This window comes from Kribbella sp. (assembly GCF_035655035.1).
Lineage (GTDB): Bacteria > Actinomycetota > Actinomycetes > Propionibacteriales > Kribbellaceae > Kribbella.
This window is the reverse complement of sequence record NZ_DASRVN010000695.1, coordinates 1-25745: the sequence shown is the minus strand read 5'-3', so window position 1 is coordinate 25745 and position 25745 is coordinate 1. Positions and strand designations below refer to the sequence as shown.

12 protein-coding genes are annotated in these 25745 nt (G+C 69.4%); 7 read left to right on the top strand and 5 right to left on the bottom strand.

Annotation, left to right across the window (positions count from 1 at the left end):
- Positions 1–211 (bottom strand): hypothetical protein (locus VFF46_RS36200; RefSeq protein WP_325041769.1); only part of this gene is annotated, 211 nt, incomplete at its 3' end.
- Between the two features lie 84 nt (positions 212–295).
- Positions 296–2227, bottom strand: a complete 1932-nt coding sequence (locus VFF46_RS36195; RefSeq protein ID WP_325041768.1) for a Xaa-Pro dipeptidyl-peptidase — start codon at positions 2225–2227, stop codon at positions 296–298.
- A gap of 145 nt (positions 2228–2372) precedes the next feature.
- On the opposite strand from VFF46_RS36195, the gene VFF46_RS36190 reads away from it, so the two are divergent.
- Complete coding sequence (locus VFF46_RS36190; protein WP_325041767.1) at positions 2373–3386, top strand: LacI family DNA-binding transcriptional regulator; 1014 nt, start codon at positions 2373–2375, stop codon at positions 3384–3386.
- A gap of 14 nt (positions 3387–3400) precedes the next feature.
- Positions 3401–4303 (top strand): 1,4-dihydroxy-2-naphthoyl-CoA synthase, encoded by a 903-nt coding sequence (locus tag VFF46_RS36185; RefSeq protein WP_325041766.1) that lies wholly within the window; start codon positions 3401–3403, stop codon positions 4301–4303.
- Here the strand turns inward: VFF46_RS36185 and VFF46_RS36180 are convergent.
- Positions 4300–5256: an RICIN domain-containing protein gene (locus tag VFF46_RS36180; protein ID WP_325041765.1), complete on the bottom strand. Its 957-nt coding sequence runs from the start codon at positions 5254–5256 to the stop codon at positions 4300–4302. The genes VFF46_RS36185 and VFF46_RS36180 overlap by 4 nt on opposite strands.
- A gap of 241 nt (positions 5257–5497) precedes the next feature.
- Here VFF46_RS36180 and VFF46_RS36175 point away from each other — a divergent pair, with 241 nt between their 5' ends.
- The 3 genes from VFF46_RS36175 (at position 5498) to VFF46_RS36165 (ending at position 11623) form a co-directional block, all read left to right on the top strand.
- Positions 5498–6016 carry a sigma-70 family RNA polymerase sigma factor gene (locus tag VFF46_RS36175; protein ID WP_325041764.1) on the top strand — a complete coding sequence of 173 codons (519 nt, stop codon included), beginning with the start codon at positions 5498–5500 and terminating at the stop codon, positions 6014–6016.
- A gap of 76 nt (positions 6017–6092) precedes the next feature.
- Positions 6093–7130, top strand: coding sequence for a hypothetical protein (locus tag VFF46_RS36170; protein ID WP_325041763.1), 1038 nt, complete (start codon positions 6093–6095; stop codon positions 7128–7130).
- Complete coding sequence (locus VFF46_RS36165; protein WP_325041762.1) at positions 7121–11623, top strand: FtsK/SpoIIIE domain-containing protein; 4503 nt, start codon at positions 7121–7123, stop codon at positions 11621–11623. Before VFF46_RS36170 ends, VFF46_RS36165 begins: the two co-directional genes overlap by 10 nt.
- A gap of 452 nt (positions 11624–12075) precedes the next feature.
- Here the strand turns inward: VFF46_RS36165 and VFF46_RS36160 are convergent, their stop codons facing one another.
- Positions 12076–12384 (bottom strand): hypothetical protein, encoded by a 309-nt coding sequence (locus VFF46_RS36160; protein ID WP_137255555.1) that lies wholly within the window; start codon positions 12382–12384, stop codon positions 12076–12078.
- Between the two features lie 14 nt (positions 12385–12398).
- Positions 12399–13301: a hypothetical protein gene (locus tag VFF46_RS36155; RefSeq protein WP_325041761.1), complete on the bottom strand. Its 903-nt coding sequence runs from the start codon at positions 13299–13301 to the stop codon at positions 12399–12401.
- 132 nt (positions 13302–13433) lie between these two features.
- Between VFF46_RS36155 and VFF46_RS36150 the strand changes: the two genes are divergently transcribed.
- Both VFF46_RS36150 and VFF46_RS36145 read left to right on the top strand, forming a co-directional pair.
- Positions 13434–23213, top strand: coding sequence for an actin cross-linking domain-containing toxin (locus VFF46_RS36150; protein WP_325041760.1), 9780 nt, complete (start codon positions 13434–13436; stop codon positions 23211–23213).
- Positions 23210–25705 carry a right-handed parallel beta-helix repeat-containing protein gene (locus VFF46_RS36145; RefSeq protein WP_325041759.1) on the top strand — a complete coding sequence of 832 codons (2496 nt, stop codon included), beginning with the start codon at positions 23210–23212 and terminating at the stop codon, positions 25703–25705. The genes VFF46_RS36150 and VFF46_RS36145 overlap by 4 nt, the downstream gene beginning before the upstream one ends.
- Positions 25706–25745 lie beyond the last annotated feature (40 nt).

Here is a 25745-nt window from a genome sequence, read left to right as displayed (position 1 = left end):
GCTGTACTTCGTGCACGCGCGGGCCCCTCACCCGCGGCAGGGTCGACGCCGGATCACGCTGGACGGACACGTGCACGACCTCGCCGGCCCGGACGTTGCCCGTCCACAGGCTCAGCGCGCTGTGGTGACTCACGACCGCACCCGGTGTCAGCAGAAGCGCCGCCTCCGCCTGCGCTCGAGGCGTGACCGCGACCTCCGCGTCGACGTACACCGATCCGAGGACCCGCCGGTACTGCGCACTCCGTGGAAGCAGGCGCCAAATCAGCGCCGAGATCCACGACTCGGCGGAGGGGGGTTAGTTCTTGGGGTCGTGGAGGTTGGGGCGTTGGGTGGGGGTGGTGATCTCGACGTTGATCGGCTGGGGGGTGGTGGGGGGTGTGAGTTTGCCGCCGGTGACGGGGACGTTGAGTTTTGTGGCCGACAGGTCTATGGCGATGGTGGCCCCGGTGTCGTTGGGGGTGGTCCACTCGGTGTCGGAGAGGGTGATGGCCAGGCCTACTACGTGGCCCTTGGGGATGATTTCGTCCTGGGCTCGGAGGGGGACGTTGACGGTGGTCCAGGTGCCGGGCTTCAGGGGGGTGGGGTTGGAGACGGACTTGCTGTGGGCGGCGTCGATCCAGCCGCGGCTGACGATGCCGTGGTCGCTTTGCGTGGTGAGCTTCTGGACCGTGTAGTAGCAGCTGTCGTCGTAGTCCGTGCTCTCGCCCTCGCAGGTGCTCTGGTCGGTACGGCGGATGCCCGAATACCGCTGGCCGTCGCCGTACTCGATCAGCCGTGCCGTCACCGGCGTGGTCGTCGAGTCGGACTTCATCCGCAGCGTGACCGAGGGCGTGCCGCTGATCCGCAGCGGGGCGGCCAGTGGGGCGGACAGGAACATCTGCCGGCCGGCGATCACCTCGGTCGGATCCGCGACGATGTCGTCCTCGGTCAGGTCCGGGTCGTCCGTGATCGTCACGGTTCCCTTGCCCGCGGCACCTAGTTTGCCGGCCGCGACGGGCACCGACATCGGCCGGTTCACGGCCGGCCAGGTCTTGTAGTCGCGCCACACGTCCGGCGTCGTCTCGACGGAGACCATCGGCTCCTTCATCACACCGTTCTGCAGGCCCTGCAGCCAGTAGTCGAACCACTTGTGCAGCTCGTCCACCCACTCGTCGCGCCGGAACTCGAACGGGTCGACGTGGTCCTCGAGCCCCAGCCACAGCTTGCGCGGAACGTTGTTGCGGGCCAGCGCCGACCACCACTGCGAGAAGTGGTTGGTCTGCACGTTGTAGTCGCTGAGGCCGTGCGTCATGAACACAGAGGCCTTCACGTTCGACACGTTCTTGGTGTAGTCCCGGGCCGCCCAGAACGACGTGTAGTCGCCGGTGTCGTCGTCGTCGGTGTCGCCGAGCTTTCCGCGTACTTCGTCGCACGCCGGGCTGTCGTGGCCGACGTACCCGCCCAGCCAGGGCATGTAGTCGTCCGAGTACGGCACGCCGCCGGACCGGGTGTAGTCGTACCAGGAGGAGATCGCCGAGATCGGGACGATCGTCTTCAGGCCGTCGACCCCGGTGGCGGCGACGCCGTTCGCGAGGGTGCCGTCGTACGACTTCCCGATCATCCCGACCGCGCCGGTGGTCCAGGTCGCCTTCACCGGCTGCCCGTCGGCGGTGTGCGCGGTGTTGCGGCCGTTCAGCCAGTCGATCACGTCGACCACGGACTGGATCTCGTTCGGCCCGCCGACGTCGCCGCAGCCGGTGGAGCGGCCGGTGCCGAGCACGTCCACGCCGACCATCGCGTACCCGCGGGGCACGAAGTAGTTGTCGTAGAACAACGGCATCTTCTGGATCACGCCGCTGGTGTCGTACGTCTTCTTCTCGTTCTCGTTCCCGCGGCCGCAGCAGGTGTAGTACGGCGAGGCGTCCATGATGACCGGGATCTTCACGCCGGCCTGCGCCGGTTCGCTGGGGCGGACGATGTCCACCGCGATCACGTCGTTCTTGCCGTCGGAGTCGGTGTCCATCGTGGTGTCGACGTACACCGACTCGCGGATCGCGGCGGAGTAGTCGTAGACCGGCTGCGTGCTCTTGGTGCGCGTGTCGACGTGCTGCGGCACACTGGGTGCTGCGGGGGCCGGCGTACCGGGCCCGTCCGGAAGCTGGCCAGCCATCGCCGGACCGGTGAGGGTCGTCAGGCTGAGCACCACGGACGAGACCAGGATCGTCACCCTGGCGCGGACGGTCCTCATGGCTGGGAAGGCTAGTCACTCGGACGCCGCAATGCCAGGTTCTGCCGAGATTGGCAGCGACCTGCCCGATACTCAGCGTGAGAACTGGCGGGTTCGATAAGGTGACCGCCACCGCCCCCGGGGGGACGCAAGGAAGGGTAGGCCAATGAATCTGCGAGCACCGGTGACACTGCTGGACGTGGCGCAGCGTGCGGGCGTGTCGGTAGCGACCGCCTCCCGCGTGCTGAACGGCGGGGACCGCGTCCCCCGTCCGGAGCTGCAGGAACGGGTCAAGGCCGCGGCCGACGAGCTCGGCTACACGCCGAACGCGCAGGCCCAGGCACTGGCCAAGTCGTCCACGAACGTGGTCGGCATCCTGGTGCACGACATCGAGGACCCGTACTTCGCCGCGATCGCGAACGGCGTGATGCGGGCCGCGGACGAGCGCAACCTGCTGGTGATGATGGCCAGTACGTTCCGCGACTCCGACCGTGAGATCGCCTACCTGTCGTCGTTGCGGGCGCAGCGGGCACGGGCCGCGGTGATGATCGGCAGCCGCCGTACCGACGCCGACAGCCTGGCCCGGACCGCGGCCGAGGTGGACAGTTTCCTCAACTCCGGCGCGGGTCTGGCGCTGGTCAGCCAGTCCGGGATGCCCGCGCACACCGTTGAGCCGGACAACCGTTCCGGGTCGGCGGACCTGGCCCGCGCGCTGGTCGAGCTCGGCTACCGGAAGTTCGCCGTACTGGGTGGTCCGGAGACCCTTGCGACCGCACGTGATCGGCGCGACGGGTTCGTTGCCGGCCTCGGCGAGGCGGGGCTGGAGGCGGTTCTGGTCGAGGCCGGCGACTTCACCCGGGACGGTGGATACGCCGCCGCGGAGCGGCTGCTGGACCGGAAGAGCGACGTGGACTGCGTGTTCGCGGTGAACGACGTGATGGCGGTCGGCGCGATGTCCGCTTTCCGGGACCGCGGCGTCGATGTACCGGCGGAGCTCGGGGTGGCCGGGTTCGACGACATCGCGACGCTGCGGGACGTCTGGCCGGGGCTGACCACGGTACGGCTGCCGCTGGAGCAGATGGGCCGCCGGGCGCTCGAGCTTGCGGTCGAGGGCGGCGAGCCGACCACCGAGACGTTCAAGGCCGAGGTAGTACTGCGGGAGAGCACCGCCCGGCGCTGAAATATGCTGCCTGCGTGACTGTCTCCGAGATCTTCGACCCGGCGGCCTGGAAGCAGGTGGACGGCTTCGAGTTGACCGACATCACCTATCACCGCGCGGTCGACGCCGGTGTGGTGCGGATCGCGTTCAACCGGCCCGAGGTGCGGAACGCGTTCCGCCCGCAGACCGTGGACGAGCTGTACCGGGTGCTGGACCACGCGCGGATGTCGTCGGACGTCGGCTGCGTGCTGCTGACCGGGAACGGCCCGTCCCCGAAGGACGGCGGCTGGGCGTTCTGCTCCGGCGGCGACCAGCGGATCCGCGGCAAGGACGGGTACAAGTACGCCGAGGGGACGACGGCGGACAGCATCGACCCGGCGCGGGCGGGGCGGCTGCACATCCTCGAAGTTCAACGGCTGATCCGGTTCATGCCGAAGGTCGTGATCTGCGTCGTACCGGGCTGGGCCGCGGGTGGCGGGCACAGCCTGCACGTGGTCGCGGACCTGACGCTGGCGTCCGCGGAGCACGCGCGGTTCAAGCAGACCGACGCGGACGTGGCGTCGTTCGACGGCGGGTTCGGGTCGGCGTACCTGGCGAGGCAGGTCGGGCAGAAGTTCGCCCGGGAGATCTTCTTCCTCGGCGACGAGTACTCCGCGGACGACGCGTACCGGATGGGCATGGTGAACAAGGTCGTCCCGCACGCCGAGCTCGAGGCGACGGCCCTGGAGTGGGGCCGGAAGATCTGCGCGAAGTCGCCGACCGCGCAGCGGATGCTGAAGTACGCGTTCAACCTGATCGACGACGGGCTGGTCGGGCAGCAGCTGTTCGCCGGTGAGGCGACCCGGCTTGCGTACGGCACCGACGAGGCCGCCGAGGGCCGCGACTCGTTCCTGCAGAAACGCCCGGCCGACTGGTCGCCGTATCCCTACGCCTACTAGGGTTTGTGCCACTTCTGATTGACGGTGCCGCTGCAGCCGCGCAGCGTCAGCCGGCCACCGTTGCCGGAGGCATCGGCTGTCACGCACTTGCCGGCGCTCGGGTTGACCAGTTCGTTCTGGTTGCTGAGGGCAAACTTCTGGGCCCAGCCACCGTTGCAGTTGACGAGCTGCACCTGGGTGCCGTCGGCGGTCGACGCCCAGGCGAGGTCCATGCACAGCCCCATCGAGCGGATCGTGCCGTCGGGCTGGAAGACCCACTGCTGGTTGGCGCCGTTGTTGCAGTCCCAGACCTGCAAGGGCGTCCCGTCCTTGCCGATGCCGTCTGATGCGTTCGGTACGTCGATGCAGCGGTTGGAACCGTTGCTCAGCAGGGTGACCGGCGCGCCGGCCCGCGCCGGAGGGCGCTGGGTGGTGACGCCGCGCGGCGCGGTGGTCTTGGCCGGCGGCTTCGCGGTGACTGTCTTCGTAGTCTGAGTGGTGGCCGTCGCGGTTGTCGTCGTGGTGACGGTGGCCGTCGGCTTGCCGGCCAGCGGTGGCTTCGCGGTGACCGTGGTCGGCGGCAGCGTGACGGTGACACCCGGCATGATCACGGTCTTCACGACCTGCTGCGGATCGCCGGTGACGGTGGTGGTCGTCGCCGGGCCGGTCACCTTCTCGCCCGGCCGCGTGACCGTGACCGTCGGCGTCACGGTTGAGCTCGCCGTGGGTGTCACGGTCGGGGTCGCGATCGGCCGGCTCTGCGGCGCGTAGGCGACGTCGGTCGTGTACGTCGGACCGGTCGCGCCGCCGGTGATCGCGGTGGCGCCGATCGCGATCCCGCCGATCAGCGCGGCGACCACCGCCGTGGTCGACCAGGCCCGCCGATCGGGCAGCCGGGTGATCCGGGGCAGCCCCGGCCGGCTCGCGAACGTGTCCGAGAAACGGGACGAACCGGTGGATCGGCGTGACCGCACGTCATGCTCCTGGGCTCTGGGACGGAAGGGCGCTGAGCGTGTCTGCTGCCGAGGATCACCCGGCTACCCCGGTGACGTCAAACGGGACGCGAAAAGGTGATTGTGATCACTGCGCGAGATCAGATTGTTGCTGAGTGTTCATCCATTGGCGTTGTCATGAGAGCGTTCTCAACCTATTTTGAGCCGAGCCAGGTTCTCCACTGTCGATCGCCCCGAGGGAGACCCCACCATCGACGAGCGAGTGCGCCGGACGACCGTCATCGAGCTGTGTCTGGCCGAACGGGAAAGCCTTCGCCGGTATGTCGCCAGCATCCTCGGCCAGGACAGCCACACCGTCGAGGACGTGGTCCAGGAGACGCTGCTGCGGGCGTGGCAGGTGGCCGAGCGGATCGACTGGCAGGACCGGCCGGTGCGGATGTGGCTGTTCCGGGTGGCCCGCAACCTGGTCGTCGATCACCACCGCCGCTCGGGCCGCGCGGTCCCGGTCGGCCTCGCCGCCGGTGAGTTGGAGGAGCCGCCGAGCCAGCCCGATCCGGCCGAGCAGGTGATCGACCGGCGGGTGCTGGTCGAGGTACTGCGGGGGCTGTCGCCCGCGCATCGTGAGGTGGTCGCCCGGATGCACCTGCTCGGGCACGCCGGCGAGGACGTGGCCGCGGCGCTCGGCGTACCGGTCGGAACCGTGAAGTCGCGCGCGCACAACGCCGTCCGGCAGCTCCGCGCCGAGCTGAGCCGCACCGACTGGGCCGGGGTCGCCGCGTGAACGAGCGAAGCGAGTTCACCATCAAGCACCGCGACCTTGAAGCTTCATCCGCGCCCGGAGCGAAGCGAGGACGTGGATGAATTCGGCGTTCGGCGGCGGCGGGGTCCGCGGAGTACTGGGCTATATCGGTGTCGCGTTGTTGTTCGTCGTCCTGGTCAACCTCCTGGTCCGCAAGCTCGGCGGCTGGAAACGACTGCTGCGCTGGATCCGTCGCGAGACCAGGCGCACGATGCGTGCGTTCACCGAGCCGATCGCGGCCCGTCGGCGGTACAAGCGGCGACTGCGGCTGTTGACCGCAGTACTGCGGGACCGTGACGCGTGGGCCGCCGCGGAGCAGGCGATCGTCGCCGCCGCGGCCGTCACGCCGGGCATGGCGCCGTACGCCGTCGCGCTCGCCAAGGGACGGATCGGCGTGCTGCTCGCCGGTACGTCGGACCTCGAGCCGCCCGCGCCCTGGCGCGCCGACCCGCAGGACCCGCGGTTGTGGTGGATCGATCGCACCGACGTACCTGAGACCAGTACGGTCCGTGAGCTGCCGTTGCTGGTCTGCGCCGGAATCGACTCCGGCGGTACGACGGTGATCATGCTCGACCTGCTCTCCGGGCCGCGCGTCCTGTCCGTGTACGGCGTGGACCGGACCGCCCGCGCGGTGGTGCAGGCGATGGCGGCGCAACTCGACGTCCGGCTGCCGGTCGGCGCGATCGAAGTTGCCGAGGGCATCCATCCGCGGCACGACGGGATGCCGCTGGAGGAGGCCGCGCGCAGGCTCGGCGCATGGTTCGTCGTCGGCGCCGGACCACTGGCCGGACCGCTGCAGGCCGGCCGCCGGATGCTCACCCTGGGCGTCGCGCGCGGCAGCAGCCGACTGCTGGAGGCCCTGCCGGACCAGACGTTGCGGCTGCACGGTGGCGCGACCTGGCTGCGGATCGATCCGTTGCCGTTGGCAAAGGCCGTCGCGCGGTCGATCCGGCGGCTGCCGCCGCACGAGTTCGAGAGCGGCGTACCGTTCAGCCCCGAGACCGTGGGGAACGACGAGCTGAGTGACCTCGAGGTGCCGGCCGGGACGGTGGGCGTGTCCGCGGTGACCGACGGGAAGGCGGCCTCGTGGAGCTGAACCTCACCACGGTCGATGCGCGCTCCGGCGCCCGCGCCGACCAGGTCGTCCGGGTTCCGCGCGGCCTGTCCGTGGCGGGTCTCGCGGACGGCCTCGGCAAGCCCGGTACGACGTTGTTCCTCGGCCGCCGGCGTCTCGATCCCGCGGTCACGCTGGCGCGGTCCGGTGTCCGCGAAGGCGGCCTGATCGGGATCGGCGGTCCGGTCGACGGGCCGGATCTGCTGCAGAGCGCGCCGTCCGGGCATGCGCCGGTCGTGGTCGAGCTGCACGCCGTCTCCGGCCCGCAGGCCGGGCTGGTCTGGCGGGTCGGGCCGGGCAGCCACGAGATCGGTGCCGATCCGCAGTGCGCGATCCGGCTCGTGGGTGACGGCGTACCACGGCGCGGTCTGTGGATCACCGTCGGCGCGCGCGGGGAGGCGTACTGGCACCGGACCGAGGACGTCGGCGGCGAGGTGTCGAGCCGCCGGATCGGACCGCCGGAGGACGACGCGGCGACCAGTGCGATCCGGCCGCAGGACGACGAGCCGATGCCCGGACCGGAGCCCGAGCAGCGCGTCGTCGATCCCGGCACGGTGCCGGTGGGACAGGTACAGGAATGGCCGCCGGACGAGGATCTCGTGGTCGGGCCGACGCTGTTGCGGTGCGGCGGCGACATCGAGCCGATCGCCGCGATCCGGGTCGCCGACGACGGGTTCGGCCTGGACTACAACCGGCCGCCGCGGCTCGCGCCGCACCTGGACGAGGAGAAGCTCCGGCTGCCGCCACCGCCTCCGCCGCCGCAGAACCGGCCGTTCCCGTGGCCGGTCGTGCTGATGCCGCTGGTGCTCGGCCTGGTCATGGTCGGGCTGTTCAACTCGTACTACTTCCTCGTCTTCACGCTGGTCAGTCCGCTGATGATGGGGATGAACTTCTTCTCCAGCCGCAAGTCGAACCGGCTCGACCACATCAAGGCCCGGCAGCTGTACTTCGCCCGCCAGGCCGCGCTCGACGAGGAGATCGCGGCCGCGGTCGCCCGCGAGCGGGCGATCCGGAACCTGACCGCTCCGGACCCGGTCCGGATCGCGCAGCTGGCGACCCGTCCGGGCAGCCGGTTGTGGGAACGCCGCCGGCACGACCCGGACTACCTGCTGCTGCGCGTCGGTACCGCGGACCAGGCGTCGCTGAAGGAGCTCGACGACCAGGGCCGCGAGGAGAACCACCGCACGATCCGGTGGACCATCCCGGACGCGCCGATCGCCGTACCGCTGCGGAACCACGGCGTGCTCGGTGTCGCGGGAGAGGCTCCGACGGTCCGGGCGCTGGCGCGCTGGCTGACGATTCAGGCCGCCGTACTGCACTCGCCGCAGTCGCTGCGGATCGTCGTCCTCGCGGAAGCGGACGACGCCGAGGACTGGGACTGGGTGCGGTGGCTGCCGCAGCTGCGTCCGGGCAAGGGACCGGCTGCAGTGCTGATCGCGAACGACGAGGCCACCACGGCTGCCCGGATCGGTGAGCTGGTGTCGCAGGTCCAGGGCCGGCACCGGCGGGCCGAGGCGTCGAACGAGCGGCAGCCGGCGATCGAGAACGAGGTCATGGTGATCGCGGACGGGTCCCGGCGGCTCCGCGACGTACCGGGGTTCGTGCAGGTGCTCACCGACGGGCCTGCGGTCGGGGTGTACTCGGTCTGCCTGGATCGTGACGAGCGGCTGCTGCCCCAGGAGTGCAGCGGGGTGGTGCTGGCCGAGGACGACACGTTGCTCGTCCGGCGGCCCGGGATCCCGGATCAGCGGAACGTACGGGCGGACCTCGTGTCGCCGGAGTGGTGCGAACAGATCGCGCGCTCGCTGGCGCCGGTCCGCGACGTCAGCCCGGACCACGACGCCGGACTGCCGAAGATGGTGAAGTTGCTCGACGAGCTCGACCTCGAGCCGCCGGAGCCCGCGGACGTACTGACCCGGTGGCAGCGACGGCCGGCGAGTACGTCGTTCGTCCTCGGGACGGACTTCGACGGGAAGTTCACGGTCGATCTGGTGGCCGACGGCCCGCATGGCCTGATCGCCGGTACGACGGGTTCCGGCAAGTCGGAGCTCCTGCAGACGATGGTCGCGTCGCTCGCGGTGGCGAACCGTCCGGACGAGCTGACCTTCGTACTGGTCGACTACAAGGGCGGCAGCGCCTTCAAGGAGTGCGCCGGTCTGCCGCACACGCTGGGCATGGTGACCGACCTGGACGCGCACCTGGTCGAGCGCGTGCTGGAGTCGCTGGAGGCCGAGCTGCGGCGGCGGGAGCGGATCCTCGCCGCGGCCGACGCGAAGGACCTGCCGGACTACCAGTCCAAGCGGGTCGCGAACCCCGGACTGGCACGGCTGCCGCGACTGCTGCTGGTGATCGACGAGTTCGCCGCGATGGTGCGCGAGATCCCCGACTTCGTACCGGGCCTGATCGGGATCGCGCAGCGCGGCCGTTCGCTCGGGATCCACCTGATCCTGGCCACCCAGCGCCCGGCCGGCGTGGTGACCGGCGACATCCGGGCGAACACCAACCTGCGGATCGCCCTGCGCGTCACCGACCAGTCCGAGAGTCAGGACGTCGTCGACGTGAACGAGGCGGCGTCGATCAGCCCGGGCATCCCCGGGCGGGCGCTGATCCGGCGCGGGCCACGGCTCGCCGACCTGTTCCAGACGGCCTGGGTCGGCGCCGAGCGGACCGACGACGTCGAGGAACCCGCCGACCCGGTCGATCCGGCCGGCGTACAGGTCACCGAGCTGCCCTGGTCGGACCTCGGCCGCGCCGTGGACCGGGACACGGACGAAGCGGCGGAGGCAGATCGACCGTCCGCGCCGGCGCCGACGGATCTGCAGGCGCTGGTCCAGGCCTTGCGAACGGCGGCGTCCGAGCTGCCCGACTTCGCCGTACAGCCGCAGCCGTGGAAGCCCGCGCTCGGGGAGCAGATCCGGCTCGACGAACTCCCGGACACCAGCGAGACGCCGATGTTCGCGCCGTACGCGCTCGAGGACATCCCGGCGTTGCAGCAGCAGCGGGTGGCCGGGATCGACTTCGAGACGTTCGGTCATCTGTACGTGATCGGGGCGCCGCGGTCCGGGCGGACGCAGACGCTGCGGACGATGGCCGGTTCGGCAGCGAAGTACCTGAGCCTCGCCGAGGTGCACATCTACGGCATCGACGCCGCGGGTGGCGGTCTTGCTCCGCTGGAGAGGCTGCCGCACTGTGGCGCGGTCGTCTCGCGGCACGACATGGAGCGGATGACGCGGCTGCTGCGCCGGTTGAACCAGGAGCTCAGCGAGCGGCAGGAACTCGCCGGGAAACACAACGCGGCCGGGCTGAACGAGCTGCGCAAGGCGTTGCCGAAGAACGAGCGTCCGGCGCACGTACTGATCCTGGTCGACGGGTGGGACGCGCTGGCGGCGACGTTGGACGACAGCGACCACAACCACCTGCTGCAGGACGTCATGCGGCTGCTCCGCGAAGGCGCCGGGCTGGGGATGCACGTGATCGCGACCTCGGAGCGTTCCCTGCTGGGCGGTCGGCTGGCGTCGCACAACGATCACAAACTGCTGCTCCGGCAGGCCGATCGGACCGACTACCAGGGTGTCGGCCTGCGCGTGAAGATCCCGTCGATCGTGCTGCCGGGTCGCGGTTGGCATGTGCTGACCGGGACCGAGACGCAGGTCGCCGTCCTGGCGTCCGGGGGCGGTGCGGAACAGGTCGACGCGATCACGGCGATCGCCGCCGAGGCCGTAAAGCGGGACGCGAAGGTACCGGCCGCGCGGCGCCCGTTCCAGCTGGCGGAGCTGCCGTCGTCGATCGAGTTCGCCGAGGCGTACGAGCGGGTCCCGGACGCGGACCGCCGGCCGCAGTGGGGTCTGATCGGCATCGGTGGCGACGACGTCAGCGCGGTCGGGGTCGACCTGGCCGGCGTCGGTTCGTCGTACGCCGTCCTCGGCTCGCCGGGGTCCGGCCGGAGCAACGCCCTGTCCGGGTTGGCGGTCTCGCTGCTGGCCGGCGGCTCGTCCCTGGTCGTGATCACGCCCCGCGAGTCGCCGTTGCGGATGCTCGCGCGGCATCCGCACGTCCTGCTGATGGACCAGGCCGACCCGGCGGACGACGTACTGCGGGGTGCGCTGGACCAGCTGCCGGCCGGGCCGAAGGTGGTCGTGATCGACGACGCGGACCTGGTGATGACGGCGGCCGCGGACAAACTCCTGAAGGAGATCGTGGTGTCGGGCCGCGACCAGGGTCTCGCGCTGGTCTTCGGTGCCACCACGGACGGCTTCCAGTCCGGGATGAGCGGCTGGGCCGGTGCCGCCCGCCGAGCGCGTCGCGGATTGTTGCTGGAGGCCCGTTCCTTCAGCGACGGCGAACTCATCGGAGTCCGCCTCGGCGCCAACATCACCCGCGCCACCCCCCGCCTAGGCCGAGCCTGGACCACCGGCCCCGCCTCCCAGCCCATCCCCGTCCAGGTCCCGCTGACCGTGCTCAAGCCACCGCAGTGAGCAGAGAAGAAGAGATTCAAAGAAAGATCAGAGAGGAAATAGATTCTTGGCTGGCTGGCTGGCTGGCTGGCTTGCTTGGCTTGTCGGTCTCGGAAGGTGGGGAGACCTGAAAGCAAGAAGAGCAAGGCAGGAAGAGATTTAGAGTGGTGGTCGGCCGAGCCCACGACTGCATTTGCTCCTCGTCGGAAGCTTAGCCAACAATATTCGGCTCTTCTGCTGTAGGTGTGGGTGGCCCGGCCGGCGTGCAGTTGGACAGGTGGTGTCGGGCAGCCCGGTAGTGCACCTGAGCGTGAACGGAGCCGTGCATACGGCGTCTCGCAGGTGCTCTACCTGTCGAGCCGCCGATCGCGCGGCGTGCACCAGCACCCCCGAACGCCACAGCCAACTACATCTGGGACGGTGACTCTGTTCAAACCACCCACACATCAGTCAGAAGAGCATCTGCTCTTCGTTTACTTCTTCTGGTTGAGGCTGTCGCTGATGCCCTTGTCGAAGTCTTCGGCGTTTTTCATGATGCTGTTGAACATTTCCTTGAAGTCTTCGATGCCCTTGACGGCGAGGTTCAGGCTGGTGTCGAACTGGTTGTAGGTGTTCCGGATGACCTCGCTGGACTGCTTGAAGACCAGGCCGTCCTCGACCAGGTGGTTCACCTTGTTGCGCAGGTTGACGATCAGCGGAACGATTTGCTCGTGGGCGTTGTGCAGGAGGTTGGCGACCTCGGTGATCTTGCCGTACTCGAGGTTGATGCCGTCGTACGCCATGACTGCGCTGCCTTTCAGTAGGTAACCGGGATGTACTCGGGGTCCGGGGTGTTGCGGTCGATGCTGTCCTGCGTCTCGACCCAGTCGGCCGACGTACCGTCGGAGTTGTCCGCCCCGCGGGTGTAGTCGTGCACGCTGCCGTCGCTGTTGGTGGCGTGCTTGGTGCCGCTGCCGTCGGCGTTCAGCGAGACGTCGCTGGTGTCCTTCTTGCCGTCGGAGTCCGTGCTGGTGGTGGTCGTCGTACTGCTGCCGTCGTCCTTCAGGTGCGTGTCGTCGTGCACGGTGCTGCCGTCCGGATACGTGCTGTCGGTGAGCACGTGGTGCCTGTCGTCGCTGTACGACGACACCGACGTGTACTTCTTGCCGTCGTAGTCGACCGTGGTCTCTTCCTTGATCACGTTGCCCTTGTCGTCCAGGGTCAGGTGCGTGTGGATCGTGCCGCGGTCGGTGGTGATCGTCTGGTCGAGCGGCTGCTGGCCGGGGTCGGTCGCGCTGCAGAAGTCCGGCTTCTGCTGGCCCGCCGGGAGGTTCTCGCACTCGCTCTTGTGGGCCTGGTAGTAGTCCCACTGCTCCTTCTGCCGGTTCCAGTTCGACAGGGCCAGGTTGCTGTTCGTGACGTTCATACCCTGGGCGATCTCGGCGTCGAACTGCAGGAACGCCTCGCCCACCGAGCCGAACGAGTTGGCCAGCTCCTTGAGGCCCTTCTCGGCCTTGGTCATCGTGCCCTGCGCGTTCGTGTGCAGATCGGTGATCGCGGTGTCGATCTCGCTGCTGCCGAGGACGCTCGAACTGTCCTGCCCGGCCAGCGTGCTGAACAGGCTGTCGTTCAGCGTCGGCTCGATGTTGTTCGCCAGTTCTTCAAGATTCTTCTTGGCGTCGTTCAGCAGGTTGTAGTTCATCTTGAGCTTGTCCGGCACAGCGCTGCCTCCTCGAACGCGACGGCTCCACCCTGACCACGCCGCAGCGCCGGATCGGGTTCATTCCGATCTGAACCTCGGACCCTGGTACTGCGTGGTCAGTACGGAGGACCGGATCACCAGGGAGGGTGGATGCCACGGCCGAGCGACTGGGACGCGATCGGACTCGGTGGCGACCCGACTCCCGGTGAGCCCGAGACGATCGGGCAGCTCGCCGAGGTACTGCAGAAGCTCGGCGGCAAGGCGCGGGACATCTTCAACGCGATCCAGTCGGTGATGAACACCAACAACGACAGCGTGTTCGTCGGTCAGGCCGCGGACGCGTTGCGCGGCAAGGTGGACGACCGGTTGCGCGGGCATGTCGAGGACGTGGCGAACGCGTTCGAGACCTCGGCGCAGGCGCTGCGGGACTGGCGCGGCGTGGTCGAGGAGCAGCAGCGCAAGGCGGACGCCGCGCTGGCGGCCGGCCGCGGCCTCAAGGAGGACGACCCGGAGCGGGACCGGCAGAAGGGCATCGCCGAGCAGGCCGGCAAGGACCAGTCCGACCAGGCGTCGACGTACTCCGGCCGGATCAACGGGGTGTCCGACATCCAGCTGCCGATCTCCTCCTGCGAGGCGTTCTGGGAGGCGTTCAAGTGGCTGGCGATCATCCTGATCATCCCGGCGCTGATCTTCGGCGGTCCGATCGCACTGCTCGCGCTCGGCGTCAACCTGGCGCTGTTCATCAAGACGATCGTCGACGTCGCGAACGGTGACGCCACCTTCCTGGACCTGTTCCTGGCCGGCCTCGGGCTGATCGCGCCGACCACCAAGGCGCTGCCGATCTTCAGCATCATCAAGGGCATAGCGTCAGGGATCGGCGCCGGTGTCAAGGGCGTCGCGAACGCGTTCCGGACGATCTTCAGCAAGGACTTCCTGTTCAAGGCGATGACCGGGCTGAAGGGCCTGCCGTTCATCGCGACGCTGTCGATCAAGGAGACCGGGCTGTTCGTGGTCTCGAACATCCGGAACTTCGCGATCTCGGTCGGGAACTTCGGCGCCAACTTCGGCACCATCACCCTCGGCGCGCTCGGCAAGTTCGGTACGGCGTTCACGCAGCTGCCGGCGACCGTCGTACGCGGGTTCAGCACGATCGGCAAGGGCATCGGCACCGTCTGGAACGGCGGCAAGGAGTTCATCTCGGCGCACTTCGGCGGGCTGCAGTGGACCCGGCTGATCCTGCCGGTGGCGGCGGACGAGATCCGCTCGTTCAAGGCGCTCGGGATGACCGACTTTCAGGCGTTCACGCAGGCGTTGAAGGTCGGGGTGTTCGGGCGCGGCCTGGCCGGGCAGCACGTGTTCGGCCTGCCGATGGTCAGCGCGCTCGGCCACACGATCAGCGCCGTACCGATCACCACCCCGAAGCTGACGTTCCTGGAGACCACGAAGGTGTTCTTCAACGAGCTGATGACTCCGCCGCAGCTGAAGCCCGCGGTCGAGATCAACCAGTTCGGGTTCGCGACCGAGTCCGGGATCACCGCCGGCAAGGCGTTCGAGGACCTGCACCTGCCGCCGCTGAACACCAACCTCGGGCAGAGCATCAACACGCCGACGGTGGTCACGCCCGGCGGTGTCCACGTACCGGCGACGCCCGCTACGGCGAACCTCACCACGAACGTGCAGATCCCGACGACCTCGACGTCGTTCACGCATCTGAACGGCGGCCTGAACGTGACGCCGCCGGCCACGAACGTCTCCTCGCTGCACATCTCGACGCCGCAGTCGACGAGCATCGGCGACCTGGTCAACTCCGGCCTCCGGACCAACACCCCGACAGCCATCTCGACACACATCACCAGCTCGATCAACGAGGGTGTCTCGCACGGCTTCCAGGCGAACCACCTGCGGCTCTCGCTGGACGAGCTGACCCGGCCGCCGACACCGGCCGCGACGAACGGCGGTCACGTCGTCAGCCCGCCCGCGGTGGAACGGGTGAACGCCGCGCTCGACCTGGTCACCGGCGGCCCGGCCGACCTCAAGACGGTTGCCCCGAGCAACCTCCAGATCGAGACGCCGGCGTTCAGCGGCGTACAGAACGTGGTTACGCCACCGACCGCGCACGTGCAGCCGGTGAACGTACCGAAGACCGACGTACCGCTGCAGCAGCAGGTCACGCCGCACACGTTCAGCCCGGGCAAGAGCGAGATCGCGCTGAACGGCCTGCCGGATCACCCGGGGCTCGTGGTGAAGATCGAGCGGTTCGAGGGCGGCGTCTCGCAGTTCAACCTGCACGGCGGCGGTCCGAACGGGCGCCTCGATCCGCTGAACGGCGGCGGGCTGCGGTTCACCGACACCTCGACCGGTGTGACGACGCGCTTCGACCCGAACGGTGTCGTCGTCGACCACGGCGTACGACTGACCAAGGCGGACGGGCTGGCACGGATCGACGACCGCGTGCTGATCAAGCAGCCGGACGGCGGGTTCCGGATCACCTCCCTGGACGGCAGCGCCGTACCGGACCAGATCACGATCCGGCCGCTCGACACCGGCGGCGTGCACGTGCTGGGCAAGGACGGGATGTCCTGGCACTACAACGCCAGTGGGAAGCTGGAGAACCAGTCGCTGAACGCGTCGTGGAACAGCGACCTCGCAGCCAAGGCCGGCGTGTTCCGCAAGCCGGGTGACACCGACTCCGTGGTGAACCTGAAGATGGACGACTTCACCAGCGTCCAGCAGGCCCAGCACAACCTCGACGTCGCGCACGAGAACGTGGCGATCCACGGCGACCGGGTGGACGGCCCGTCGACCGCGCCGCCGGTCGGCGACCAAGTGCACCTCGACCTGCACGCCGCGCAGCACGATCTCGACCTGGCGAAGAATGCGTTCGAGGGTAAGCACGGGCTGAGCGTCGACGGCCTGCAGAAGCAGCTCGATCACCTGACGAACGAGTCGCTGAACCTGCGGCCCCGGCTGCTCGGTGGCGCGCGGACGATGACGTACGACGTACCCGGGCACGCCGGGCTGACGTTCGACGTCAGCGGTTCGCAGGTGCATGTCCACGGCCCGGGGGCGGAGAACTTCACGTCGTCCGTGGCCGGCCGGACGCTGACCATCGCCGACACCGCGAACGGCCGGAGCTTCACCTACAGCCTTGGGTTCGGCGGACGGGCGAACCAGATCGGTGAATCCTTCCCGCTGCACGGCGGCCTGTTCGACGGCAAGCCGGTCTCGCTCGAAGGAAAGCTCGGCGTCCTCGACAACGGGGTCGTCGAGGGCAGGTGGCCGGTCAAGCTGACCGACGACGGGCTGGTGGTGGCCTCGCCGCACGGGCCGCTGAGCTACTCGCGGTCCGGTGAGTTCCACGGCATCGGTACGACGGCGACCGGGGACATGGTGCGCCCGGTACCGCCGCCGCACCTCGCGGGCGAGGACCTGGCCCGGTGGAACGCGCAGGTCGACCTGTCCCGCGCGCACCTCACCGAGGCGGCCGGGAACAAGGCGGTCGAGGGCCTGATGAAGGACGTGATGGGCGGGTCGTTCACGTCCAAGCGTGGGTACGGCGGGTACGTGAACCCAACCGCGCTGGCCGACGGGACGCTGGTCGCGAAGGTGAAGAACTTCGACGCGGTGGCGAAGGACCTGCAGTTCAAGGGCGCCGCGGACCACATCACCGTGTACCGCGGGGTGTCGATGGACCCGGTCAGCGCGCAGGCGGACGAGTTCGTCGAGCGGTTGCCGATCTCGACGTCGAGCACGCTGAAGTTCCAGGACGACTGGGCGAAGAACGGGGTCGACTCGAACCGGGTCGTGTTCAAGGTCGACGTACCGCCTCATCAGAGCAAGCTCGCGATGTCGTACCCGGAGGGGTACCACCCGGGCGGCGGCGAGGCGCGGGCGTGGAACCAGGACCAGTGGGAGATCACGCTCGGGCCGGCCAGGTTCACCCGGACCGGGCCGGACTTCGTCGAGAACGGGCACCGGATCATCCCGGTCAAGGCGGAGCCGATCCCGGTCTCGGAGTTCGACGAGGTGATCACCGCGAAGTGGCCGGGGATCTCGTCGGAGTCGGCGTTCGGGGACTTCGTGAAGTCGTTCGACACGCCCGGTCTGCGGGGGTTCGAGGGGCTCGAGGACATCAGTACGCGGGCGACCACGAGTGTGGACGGGTTGTCGCACACCGTGCACGTCAGCAAGCCGGGTTCGGCGGACGAGCTGACGATCTCGGTACTGCGGGACCCGCAGGCGGACTCGGTACGGGTGATCTGGACCGCGGACGGGGCGAACAAGTTCGACAAGACGTGGAGCGGGCAGCAGTTCGCCAACCTGGCCACGGACCTGCGCGGGAACGTCCTGCACAACAACGACGCGTTCACCGGCATGCCGAAGCCCACTTCCTGGGACCAGGCCTCCCACACCGCCCCGCCACCCCCTCCGCCTGCTTCCTGGGATCAGGCGCGCGATGCCGCCCCGCCACCTCCTCCCCCTCCGCCTGCTGGGCACGGGGCTCCGCCTCCGCCGCCGCTTCCTTCGGGGCATCCGGTGCCGAATGCGACCGCCGCGCACCTTCCCGCCCGGCCGCAGCGGGCGGTTGCGCCCGAGTTCGGGAAGGAGTTCGAGAGCGCGTCGTTCGGTACAGAAAGCGAGCTCGGCGGTTTCGTCGTCGCGATGCCCGAGGGCACCAACCGCGTGTTCGCCTTCGTCAAGAAGGTGGACACCGACGAGTCCTTGGTGATGGTCACCAAGGACATGAGCAACGGGACCTACCGCAACCCGGGCGACCTGCCGGCCGCGCGTGGTGGGAACTGGACCACCCACACGGTCGAGCTGGTGAACTACCCGTCGCGGATCGGCGACCAGGCCGGGATCGCGTTGCGCGAGGACGCGACGCAGTTCCTGCTGGACACGTTCAAGAGCCGCCTCACGAACGCGAACCACCAGGCGATGGAGTCGGTGACCAGCCCCGACGGGCGGTTCCGGCTGGAGATCACCAACGGCCGGCACGTGATCGGCGGCGGCAGCGGGATGCAGCTGGACGACATCGGCTCGGTGACCATGCCGCTCAACGGTCAGCAGCTCACGGTCGGCGTGAAGGCGACGGACTTCGGCAGCGGTACGACGAACGAGCTGCGGCTGCTCCGCGAGAACCCCTGGTACAACGCCGAGTTCCGCACCGACGACGCCGTCCGGAACCTGGACCACACCGCGCTCGACGATCCCGCGGCGGTCGAGTCGGCGTACACCTATCTGAAGTCGATCATCACCTTCACCGCGAAGCAGGTCGACAAGCACGGCATCCCGATCGGCAACTACGAGGGCAAGGCGCCGTTCCACAGCCTGACCGACCCGGTGGTGAAGAACGACTGGGCCGTGCTGCCGCGGACCCGGCCGAACCTGATCCTGGATGGGCTGTCCGACGTCGACAAGGCCGCCACGCTGAAGCTGCTCCGGGAGCTGCCGGAGATCGGCGACGGCGCGATCTGGCGCGAGTCGAAGCTGTACATCCTGGGCGGCGGCGAGGTCGCCGGGCACGGCATCAACGACGCGGTGATCGGCGGCGAGAAGGCGCTGCTGTTCGAGTTCCGCACGGTACCGGACGGCCTGAAGCACCTCGCGCCGACACAGAAGCTGCCGGTCGCCTCGATCACCGACCTGCTGGCGGACCTGGGCACCGGCCGGCCCGCGGCGGTCCGGAACATCAACGGGTTCATCGGCAACGCGGACAACAGTGGCGACTTCGCGGGCTGGTTCCGCGAGAAGTTCCCGGACCACACGACCAAGACCGACCAGCGCATCGTCACCATGTCCACGGTCCAGCAGAAGGCCGAATGGATGATGACGCACCAGCCGGGGGCCTGGGACCAGGTCCTCGCCGGTCAGGAGCCGGTCATCGTCCGAACCGTGCAGGTGCCACCGATCCGGCAGCACGCCCTCGGCGGCCCGTTCACCAACCACACGGTGATCCGGCCGGAGGGCGGTACGTCACACGTCACCGGCCCGAACGCCCACCAGTTCACGCTCACCGAGCTCGGCGACGGAGGTTTCCGCGTTGTCGGGCCGCGTGGGCAGACGCAGCGGTTCGGCCCGGACGGCGCACATCTGAGCGACGGCGTCGTACTGCGGGATCCGTTCAACGTCCAGGACACGAGGATTGCCGAGGGCAACCGGGTCACGGACTTCAGCGGTACGCCGCTGCCGAACACGCGGGTCGAGCAGCTCGGGGACGGTACGTTCCGGGTCACCGACGACGCGCTCGGTGACGTCCGCTGGTTCGACCGCACCGGCATCCACCGCGGCAGCGGGATCCAGGTCGCGGACCCGGCGCACGCGGGACAGGTGTTCCTGTACCGCGCCCACGGGATGGATCCGGCGCTCGTCGACCACGCCGGTACTCGCCTGCCGGGGACCGTGGAGACGTTCGACGGTGGCGGATTCCGGGTCACCGAGGCGAACGGCGTCGCCCGTACCTTCGACGACGCGGGCACGTACCTCGACCGGCGGATCCCGCTCGGCGGGCAGCAGGTCGTCATCCACGACGCGAACAACCACCTCACGCTGCACGATCCGGGCGGCACCGTCGAGCCCATCCAAGGTGGCGGCTACCGGGTCGTTGGTGGCGGCAACTACCGGGCGTACGACGCGGACGGCGTGTTCCAGGCGCACGGGCACACCGTGAACCTGCCGGGCGAGAACGGTTTCCTGGAGATCGGCGGGACCGGCGCGCGGCGACTGGACGGCAACTACCAGCCGATCCCGGGCCGCACCGTCACGTTCGACGCGGCGGCCGGCGAGATCACCGTCACCCGGGCCGGCGGGTTCGACGTGTTCGACCTGAACGGCGCCGTGGTCCGCGAGGTCACCGACCTCGACGGGCACGCGCTCGGCGCCGGGCTGACGCGGGTCACCCGCGACCAGAACGGCACCGTCACCTGGACCGATCGGAACGGCGTACCGGTCCCGACTCCGCATCGCGTGACCGTCGACGCGCAGGGCGCCGTACGGCTGGAGATCGACGTGCCAGGGAGCCCGCGGAACGGCGAGTTCCACGTGTTCGGGCGGGACGGCCATTTTGCCCAGCAGGGCTTCCCCGTCGTCCGCAACGGCCGCCCGACCGGCTTCACGTATGTCGTTGACCGCACCAACAACACCTGGCAGCGCGTGCACGGCACGGGGCTCGGCACCGGTGCGTTCCACCAGGGCCGGGTGGACGTCGCCGGGATCGGCAACGGGCGGATCAAGCTGATGAGCTCCACCGGGAAGCCGGTGGAGGTGTTCGAACGGCGCTTCCTGCCGGACGGCGCGATCCTGGACAGCTTCCGGAAGACCGACACGCTCGGGTTCGGCTGGTTCGACCGCAGTACGAGCTGGATCACCTACGAGGGCGGGGTGCGCACCGGGTACGGGTCGCGGCACTTCGACACCGCCGGCACCGGGTGGCGGGACACGGACCAGTCGTACCGGACGATCCGCGAGTACCGCGACGGGCTGCAGAAGTACGACGGGTCGACCGGGCACGTGCTCGCCACGAAGCAGGGCGACGGCAGCTGGAACTGGTTCCGGTACGACGACCACGCGGCGCTGGTCGCGCAGGGCGATCGCACGTTGGAGCGGATCGGCGACGGGTGGACCGACACCTTCCGCCGGCCCGGGACCACCGAGGACGTGGTCGCGCAGCAGAAGTGGGGCGCCTGGCACGCGCCGGAGACGGCCGGGCAGTACCGCGAGTTCACCATGACCCGGGCCGTGGACGGCACGATCACGCACGACGGTACCTGGCTGCAGCACGCGCGGCAGGGCAAGGACTCGGGCAGCGCGATCAACCTCGGCGACGACGTGCTGGTCGTCACGCGCCAAGGTGAGCAGCGGCCGCCGGCGTGGTTCCGGGACGATCCACACCTGGGCGGCGGTCCGTCCGCGCACCTCGGGCAGGACAGCCGCTTCCAGATCTTCAGCTGGACCAAGGGCGACCAGAACGGCACCCGGTACGTCGGTATGGACGGCGCCGCGGTGGACCTCGACGTCCGCGGGAACTTCGTCCGGTCGTCCGGCACGCTCGGCGACGGTACGAAGATCAAGGTCGGTGATCACGCGCGTCCGCTGGCGACCGCGCATCCGCAGGGCGGGGTCGCCTGGGAGGCGGGCGCCGATCGCGGTTGGCGCGTGTTCGAGGGCAACGGCTGGCAGGACTTCAAGCTGGTCGACGACAACTGGGTCGTCGTCCGGGAGAGCCGGCCGGGCGGCGTGGTCCGCGAGTACACGGAGCCTGGTTTCGTCCGGCTCTGGAGCGAACGCGACGCGCACGGCAACCTGACCGGGCTGTCCACCCGCGCGCTCGACCGCGACGGCGTGTTCGTCGAGGGCATCGGTGCGGCCGACTCGGCCCGGTGGACCTGGCGCGAGATCGACGTCAACGGCACCGCGATCGGCGGTCGCGGCGGTCACCGCGAGTACTTCCGCGGCTCCTGGGACGACCGGCTGTCGTGGGACGACTCGTTCCGCGACTTCGATGCCGCCGGCAACCTTGTCCGCGACCGGCGGATGCTCGACGGCGGCCGGTACATCGAGTCGTACTGGTCACTGGGTCGTTGGCACAGCGGCGAGTTCGACAAGCTCGGCAACCGGGTCGCCGGGTCGGTCGACCTCGAGCGGGTGTGGAGCAGCGGCGACGGCGTCTGGCATGCCGACTGGCAGCCGGGTCGCGTCCACAGCCGAGACCAGGTCCCGGGCGTGGACGGCGCGGCCGCCGTGGTGGTCCGGGAGACGCCGCTCCACGTGCAGGGCGCGCCGTTGCGAGTCCGCGAGTACCACCTCGAGAACGGTACGACCGACTTCGGCCGGTGGAAGGAGTTCGACCACGGTTCCGTCGTACGGGAACGGAAACCGTCCGGCGACAACTTCCTCGAAACCGACGCGTGGCGTGGTCAGTGGCGGCTGTACAACCGCGACGGTGACGTGATCGGGGAGCGGAACGACAACGGCCTGGTCTTCGAGCTGCGCGACGGCCGGCTGCACCTGACCGGCAACGAGTACGACTTCCGCGGGTCGCTCACCGAGATCCGCGGCTGGGGCCGGCGGCTGCGCGAGCCGCAGCGGATGCCGTGGGTGAACCACACCGAGTTGACCGTCCACGGCGGCAGTGTCGTCCCGCCCGGCGGTGCTGCGTTCCGGGAAGCCCGGTACGCACCGGCCTGGAAGGTCGTCGCGCAGAAGGCGATGCTCGAGTTCTCCCAGGAGTTCGTCCTGGAGTTCGCCGCGAACCTGATCGTGAACGCGATCATCGCCGACGCGCAGAACAAGCCGTTCACCGGGCAGGACGCGCTGAAGTCGCTGATGAACGCGGCGGTCAGCGCGACCATCAAGACCGGTGTCGGTACCGCGCTGAACGAGACCAGGCTGGGCGGATCGTTGCGCGAGTTGAAGATGGGGCTGTCCAACGTTGACGGCGGCAAGCACTGGAACCGGCGGCCGCTGAACCACGACAAGAACTGGTCGAACGAGTGGGCGGCCAACGAGGTCGCGACCCGTTGGCGGGCCGGTACGTACGACTTCGCCTTCAACCTCGGTCCGTCGGTGCTCGCCGGATTCGTCAACGGTACGATGAACGCGGCGATCTTCGGCATCACCGACGCGGACGGCAACAAGGTGAAGCTGACCGGGTGGGACGCGGTCGGCGACGGCGCGATCAACGCGGTCGCCTCGTTCACCTCCGGGGTCAGTACGGCGCTGGTGAAGAACATCGCGCTCGGCTTCGGTGGATCGCGGTTCTTCCACCGGCAGGGTTTCGGCGACTTCTTCCTGCAGATCCCGTTCAAGATGTTCGAGAAGTCGATCCAGAGCGTGTTCCTGACCAGCGCGATCCGGTCGTCGATCAACCCGTCGTGGTATCAAGGCTCGTCCGGGTTGTGGGTTCCGCCCGATGTTGGAGGGACACAGTGACGAACCGCTATGTGACGCCGCGCGGCCGGGGCGGCTACCGCCGGATCGCCGAGGCGCTGCGGGCCGCGGCGCCCGGCGACGTGATCGTGGTGAGCGCCGGCTCGTACACCGAAGGCCTCCGGCTGGACCGGTCCGTCGCGATCGTTGCCGAAGGCACCGTCGAGCTGGTCGGTGCGCCCGGTGAGCCGGTGGTGGTCGCGGAAGGCCTGGAGTGCTCGCTGCGCGGGCTGGTGATCCGGTCCGCGGGCGGTGACGCGCCGGCCGTCGGCGTCGCGCCCGGCGCCGGGCTGCTGCTCGACGACTGCACGGTGACCGGCGGCCGGATCCATGCCCGGGGCAACGAAGGCGCCGGTACGTCGGATCTGACCGGGTACGGCGTGACCACGCTGATGCTGCGCGGTTCGCGGATCGAGAAGGGCCGGCTGGCCGCGCTGCACCTGTCCGGCCGGGTCCGGGCGAAGGCCGAGGACACGGTGCTCGACACCATCGACGGGATCGGCGTGGTGCTGTCCGGCAACGCGTTCCTGGACGCGTCCCGGCTCCGGTTGACCGCGGCGTCCGGGTACGGGTTCCGGCTGCGCGGGGCGAGCCGGCTGGAGGTCACCGACGCGGTGATCCGGCAGACCGGGATGGCCGGCGTACTGCTGGAGGACGCGTCCACGGCGGCGCTCACCGACGTACGGATCGAGCAGGCCGGCGGGCCGGGGATCCACACGGCCGGTACGGCGAAGGTGCAGCTGACGGACTGCCGGGTGCGGAACTCCCGGGCGAGCGGGCTCGTGGCGCAGGACCAGTCCGACCTGTCGGCGTCCGACTGTACGGTCGTCGATGCAGGCGCGAATGCCTTGCTGGCTTCGGATTCCGCGACCGCGACGCTGAGCGGCAGCCGGTTCGACCGGTCCGTGTACAGCGCCGTACATCTGACCGATACGGCGGTGGTGCGGCTGACGGACTGCTCGGTGCGTGAGGGCGCGGAGCACGGCGTACACGCGACCGCGTCGTCGCGGGTCGAGCTGACCCGCTGCGGGATCACCGACGTCGGTCTGACCGGGTTGTCGGTCGTCGACGGGGCGACCGTCGAGGCGGTGGACTGCCGGGTCGCCGGCGGCGGTACCGGCGTACACCTGGAGTCGAGCGTGGCGACCGGGTTGCGCGCGTCGTCGGTCAGCGGGACGGGCGGCACCGCGATCGAGTTGGCCGGCGCAGGACTGGCGACGGTCGACGCGGTCCGGGTCAGCGGATCGAAGGCGGCCGGGATCGTCGTCGGGACCGGCGCCGCGGCCGAGGTCTCGGGGTCCGCGATCGAGGACTGCGGCGGTTCCGGGCTCGTGGTGTGGTCGGGGGCGTCGCCCGCCGTACGAGGACTGCGGGTCGCGGGGGTGGCGAAGAACGGGATCTACCTCGCGGAGCAGGCGGGCGGGAAGTACGCGGACTGCGACGTGAACGGGACGAAGTACCCGGCGCTGCATCTGAGCAAGGCGGCCGCGCCGGTGTTCCAGCACCTGCGGATCCGGGACTGCGTGGAGGCAGTGGGGCAGGAGGACGGCGCGCGGCCGACGTTCGAGGACTGCACGGTGGACGGCGTACCGCTCGCCGGTCCCGCGGCGGTCGCGGCCGTCGCCGGTGTTCCGGAGGTCGTGACGTCGGCCGGCCTCGACGAGAGCATGCCGCCGGACGACGAGACGCTGGAGGACGTGCTCGCGGAGCTGGACGAGCAGGTCGGCCTGGACCGGGTGAAGCGCGACGTCCAGTCGATGGTCAAGCTCATGCAGACGGTCCGGATGCGGCAGGAAGCCGGGCTGCCGGCGCCGCCGCTGTCCCGGCATCTCGTCTTCGCGGGCAACCCCGGTACCGGCAAGACCACGGTGGCCCGGCTGTACGGGCGGGTGCTGAAGGCGCTCGGCCTGCTCCGCAAGGGTCATCTCGTCGAGGTCGACCGGACGGCGCTGGTCGGCGAGTACGTCGGTCACACCGGGCCGAAGACGACCGCCGCGGTGAACCAGGCGCTCGGTGGCGTGCTGTTCATCGACGAGGCGTACTCGCTGTCACCCGTTGGCATCGGCAACGACTTCGGCGCGGAGGCGATCGCCACGCTGGTGAAACTGATGGAGGACCACCGCGACGACCTGGTGGTGATCGTGGCCGGCTACGTGAACGACATGGACCGCTTCATCGGGTCCAACCCCGGCCTGTCGTCCCGCTTCACCCGCACACTGCTCTTCGAGGACTACACCGCCGCGGAACTCGTCGCGATCGTCGAACACCAGGCCGGCGGCCACCAGTACGAGGTCACCGCCGACGCCCGCACCGCGCTCTCCGACCTCTTCGAACGCATGCCCCGCGGCGAAGGCTTCGGCAACGGCCGCTCGGCCCGCCAGATCTTCCAGGCGATGACCGAACGCCAGGCCCACCGCCTTTCCGAACTGACCGCCCCCACCCCCAACCAACTCGTCGCCCTCGAGGCGGCCGACCTTCCACTCTTAACGCCATGAGTTGAGATTTTCACAGAAAGTATCGTTCGAAGTGCTGACA

Excerpts from the sequence above, each read along its gene's own strand:
- VFF46_RS36195 (WP_325041768.1), bottom strand. The coding sequence starts at position 2,227 with ATGAGGACCGTCCGCGCCAGGGTGACGATCCTGGTCTCGTCCGTGGTG.
- VFF46_RS36190 (WP_325041767.1), top strand. The coding sequence starts at position 2,373 with ATGAATCTGCGAGCACCGGTGACACTGCTGGACGTGGCGCAGCGTGCG.
- VFF46_RS36170 (WP_325041763.1), top strand. The coding sequence starts at position 6,093 with ATGAATTCGGCGTTCGGCGGCGGCGGGGTCCGCGGAGTACTGGGCTAT.
- VFF46_RS36160 (WP_137255555.1), bottom strand. The coding sequence starts at position 12,384 with ATGGCGTACGACGGCATCAACCTCGAGTACGGCAAGATCACCGAGGTC.
- VFF46_RS36150 (WP_325041760.1), top strand. The coding sequence starts at position 13,434 with ATGCCACGGCCGAGCGACTGGGACGCGATCGGACTCGGTGGCGACCCG.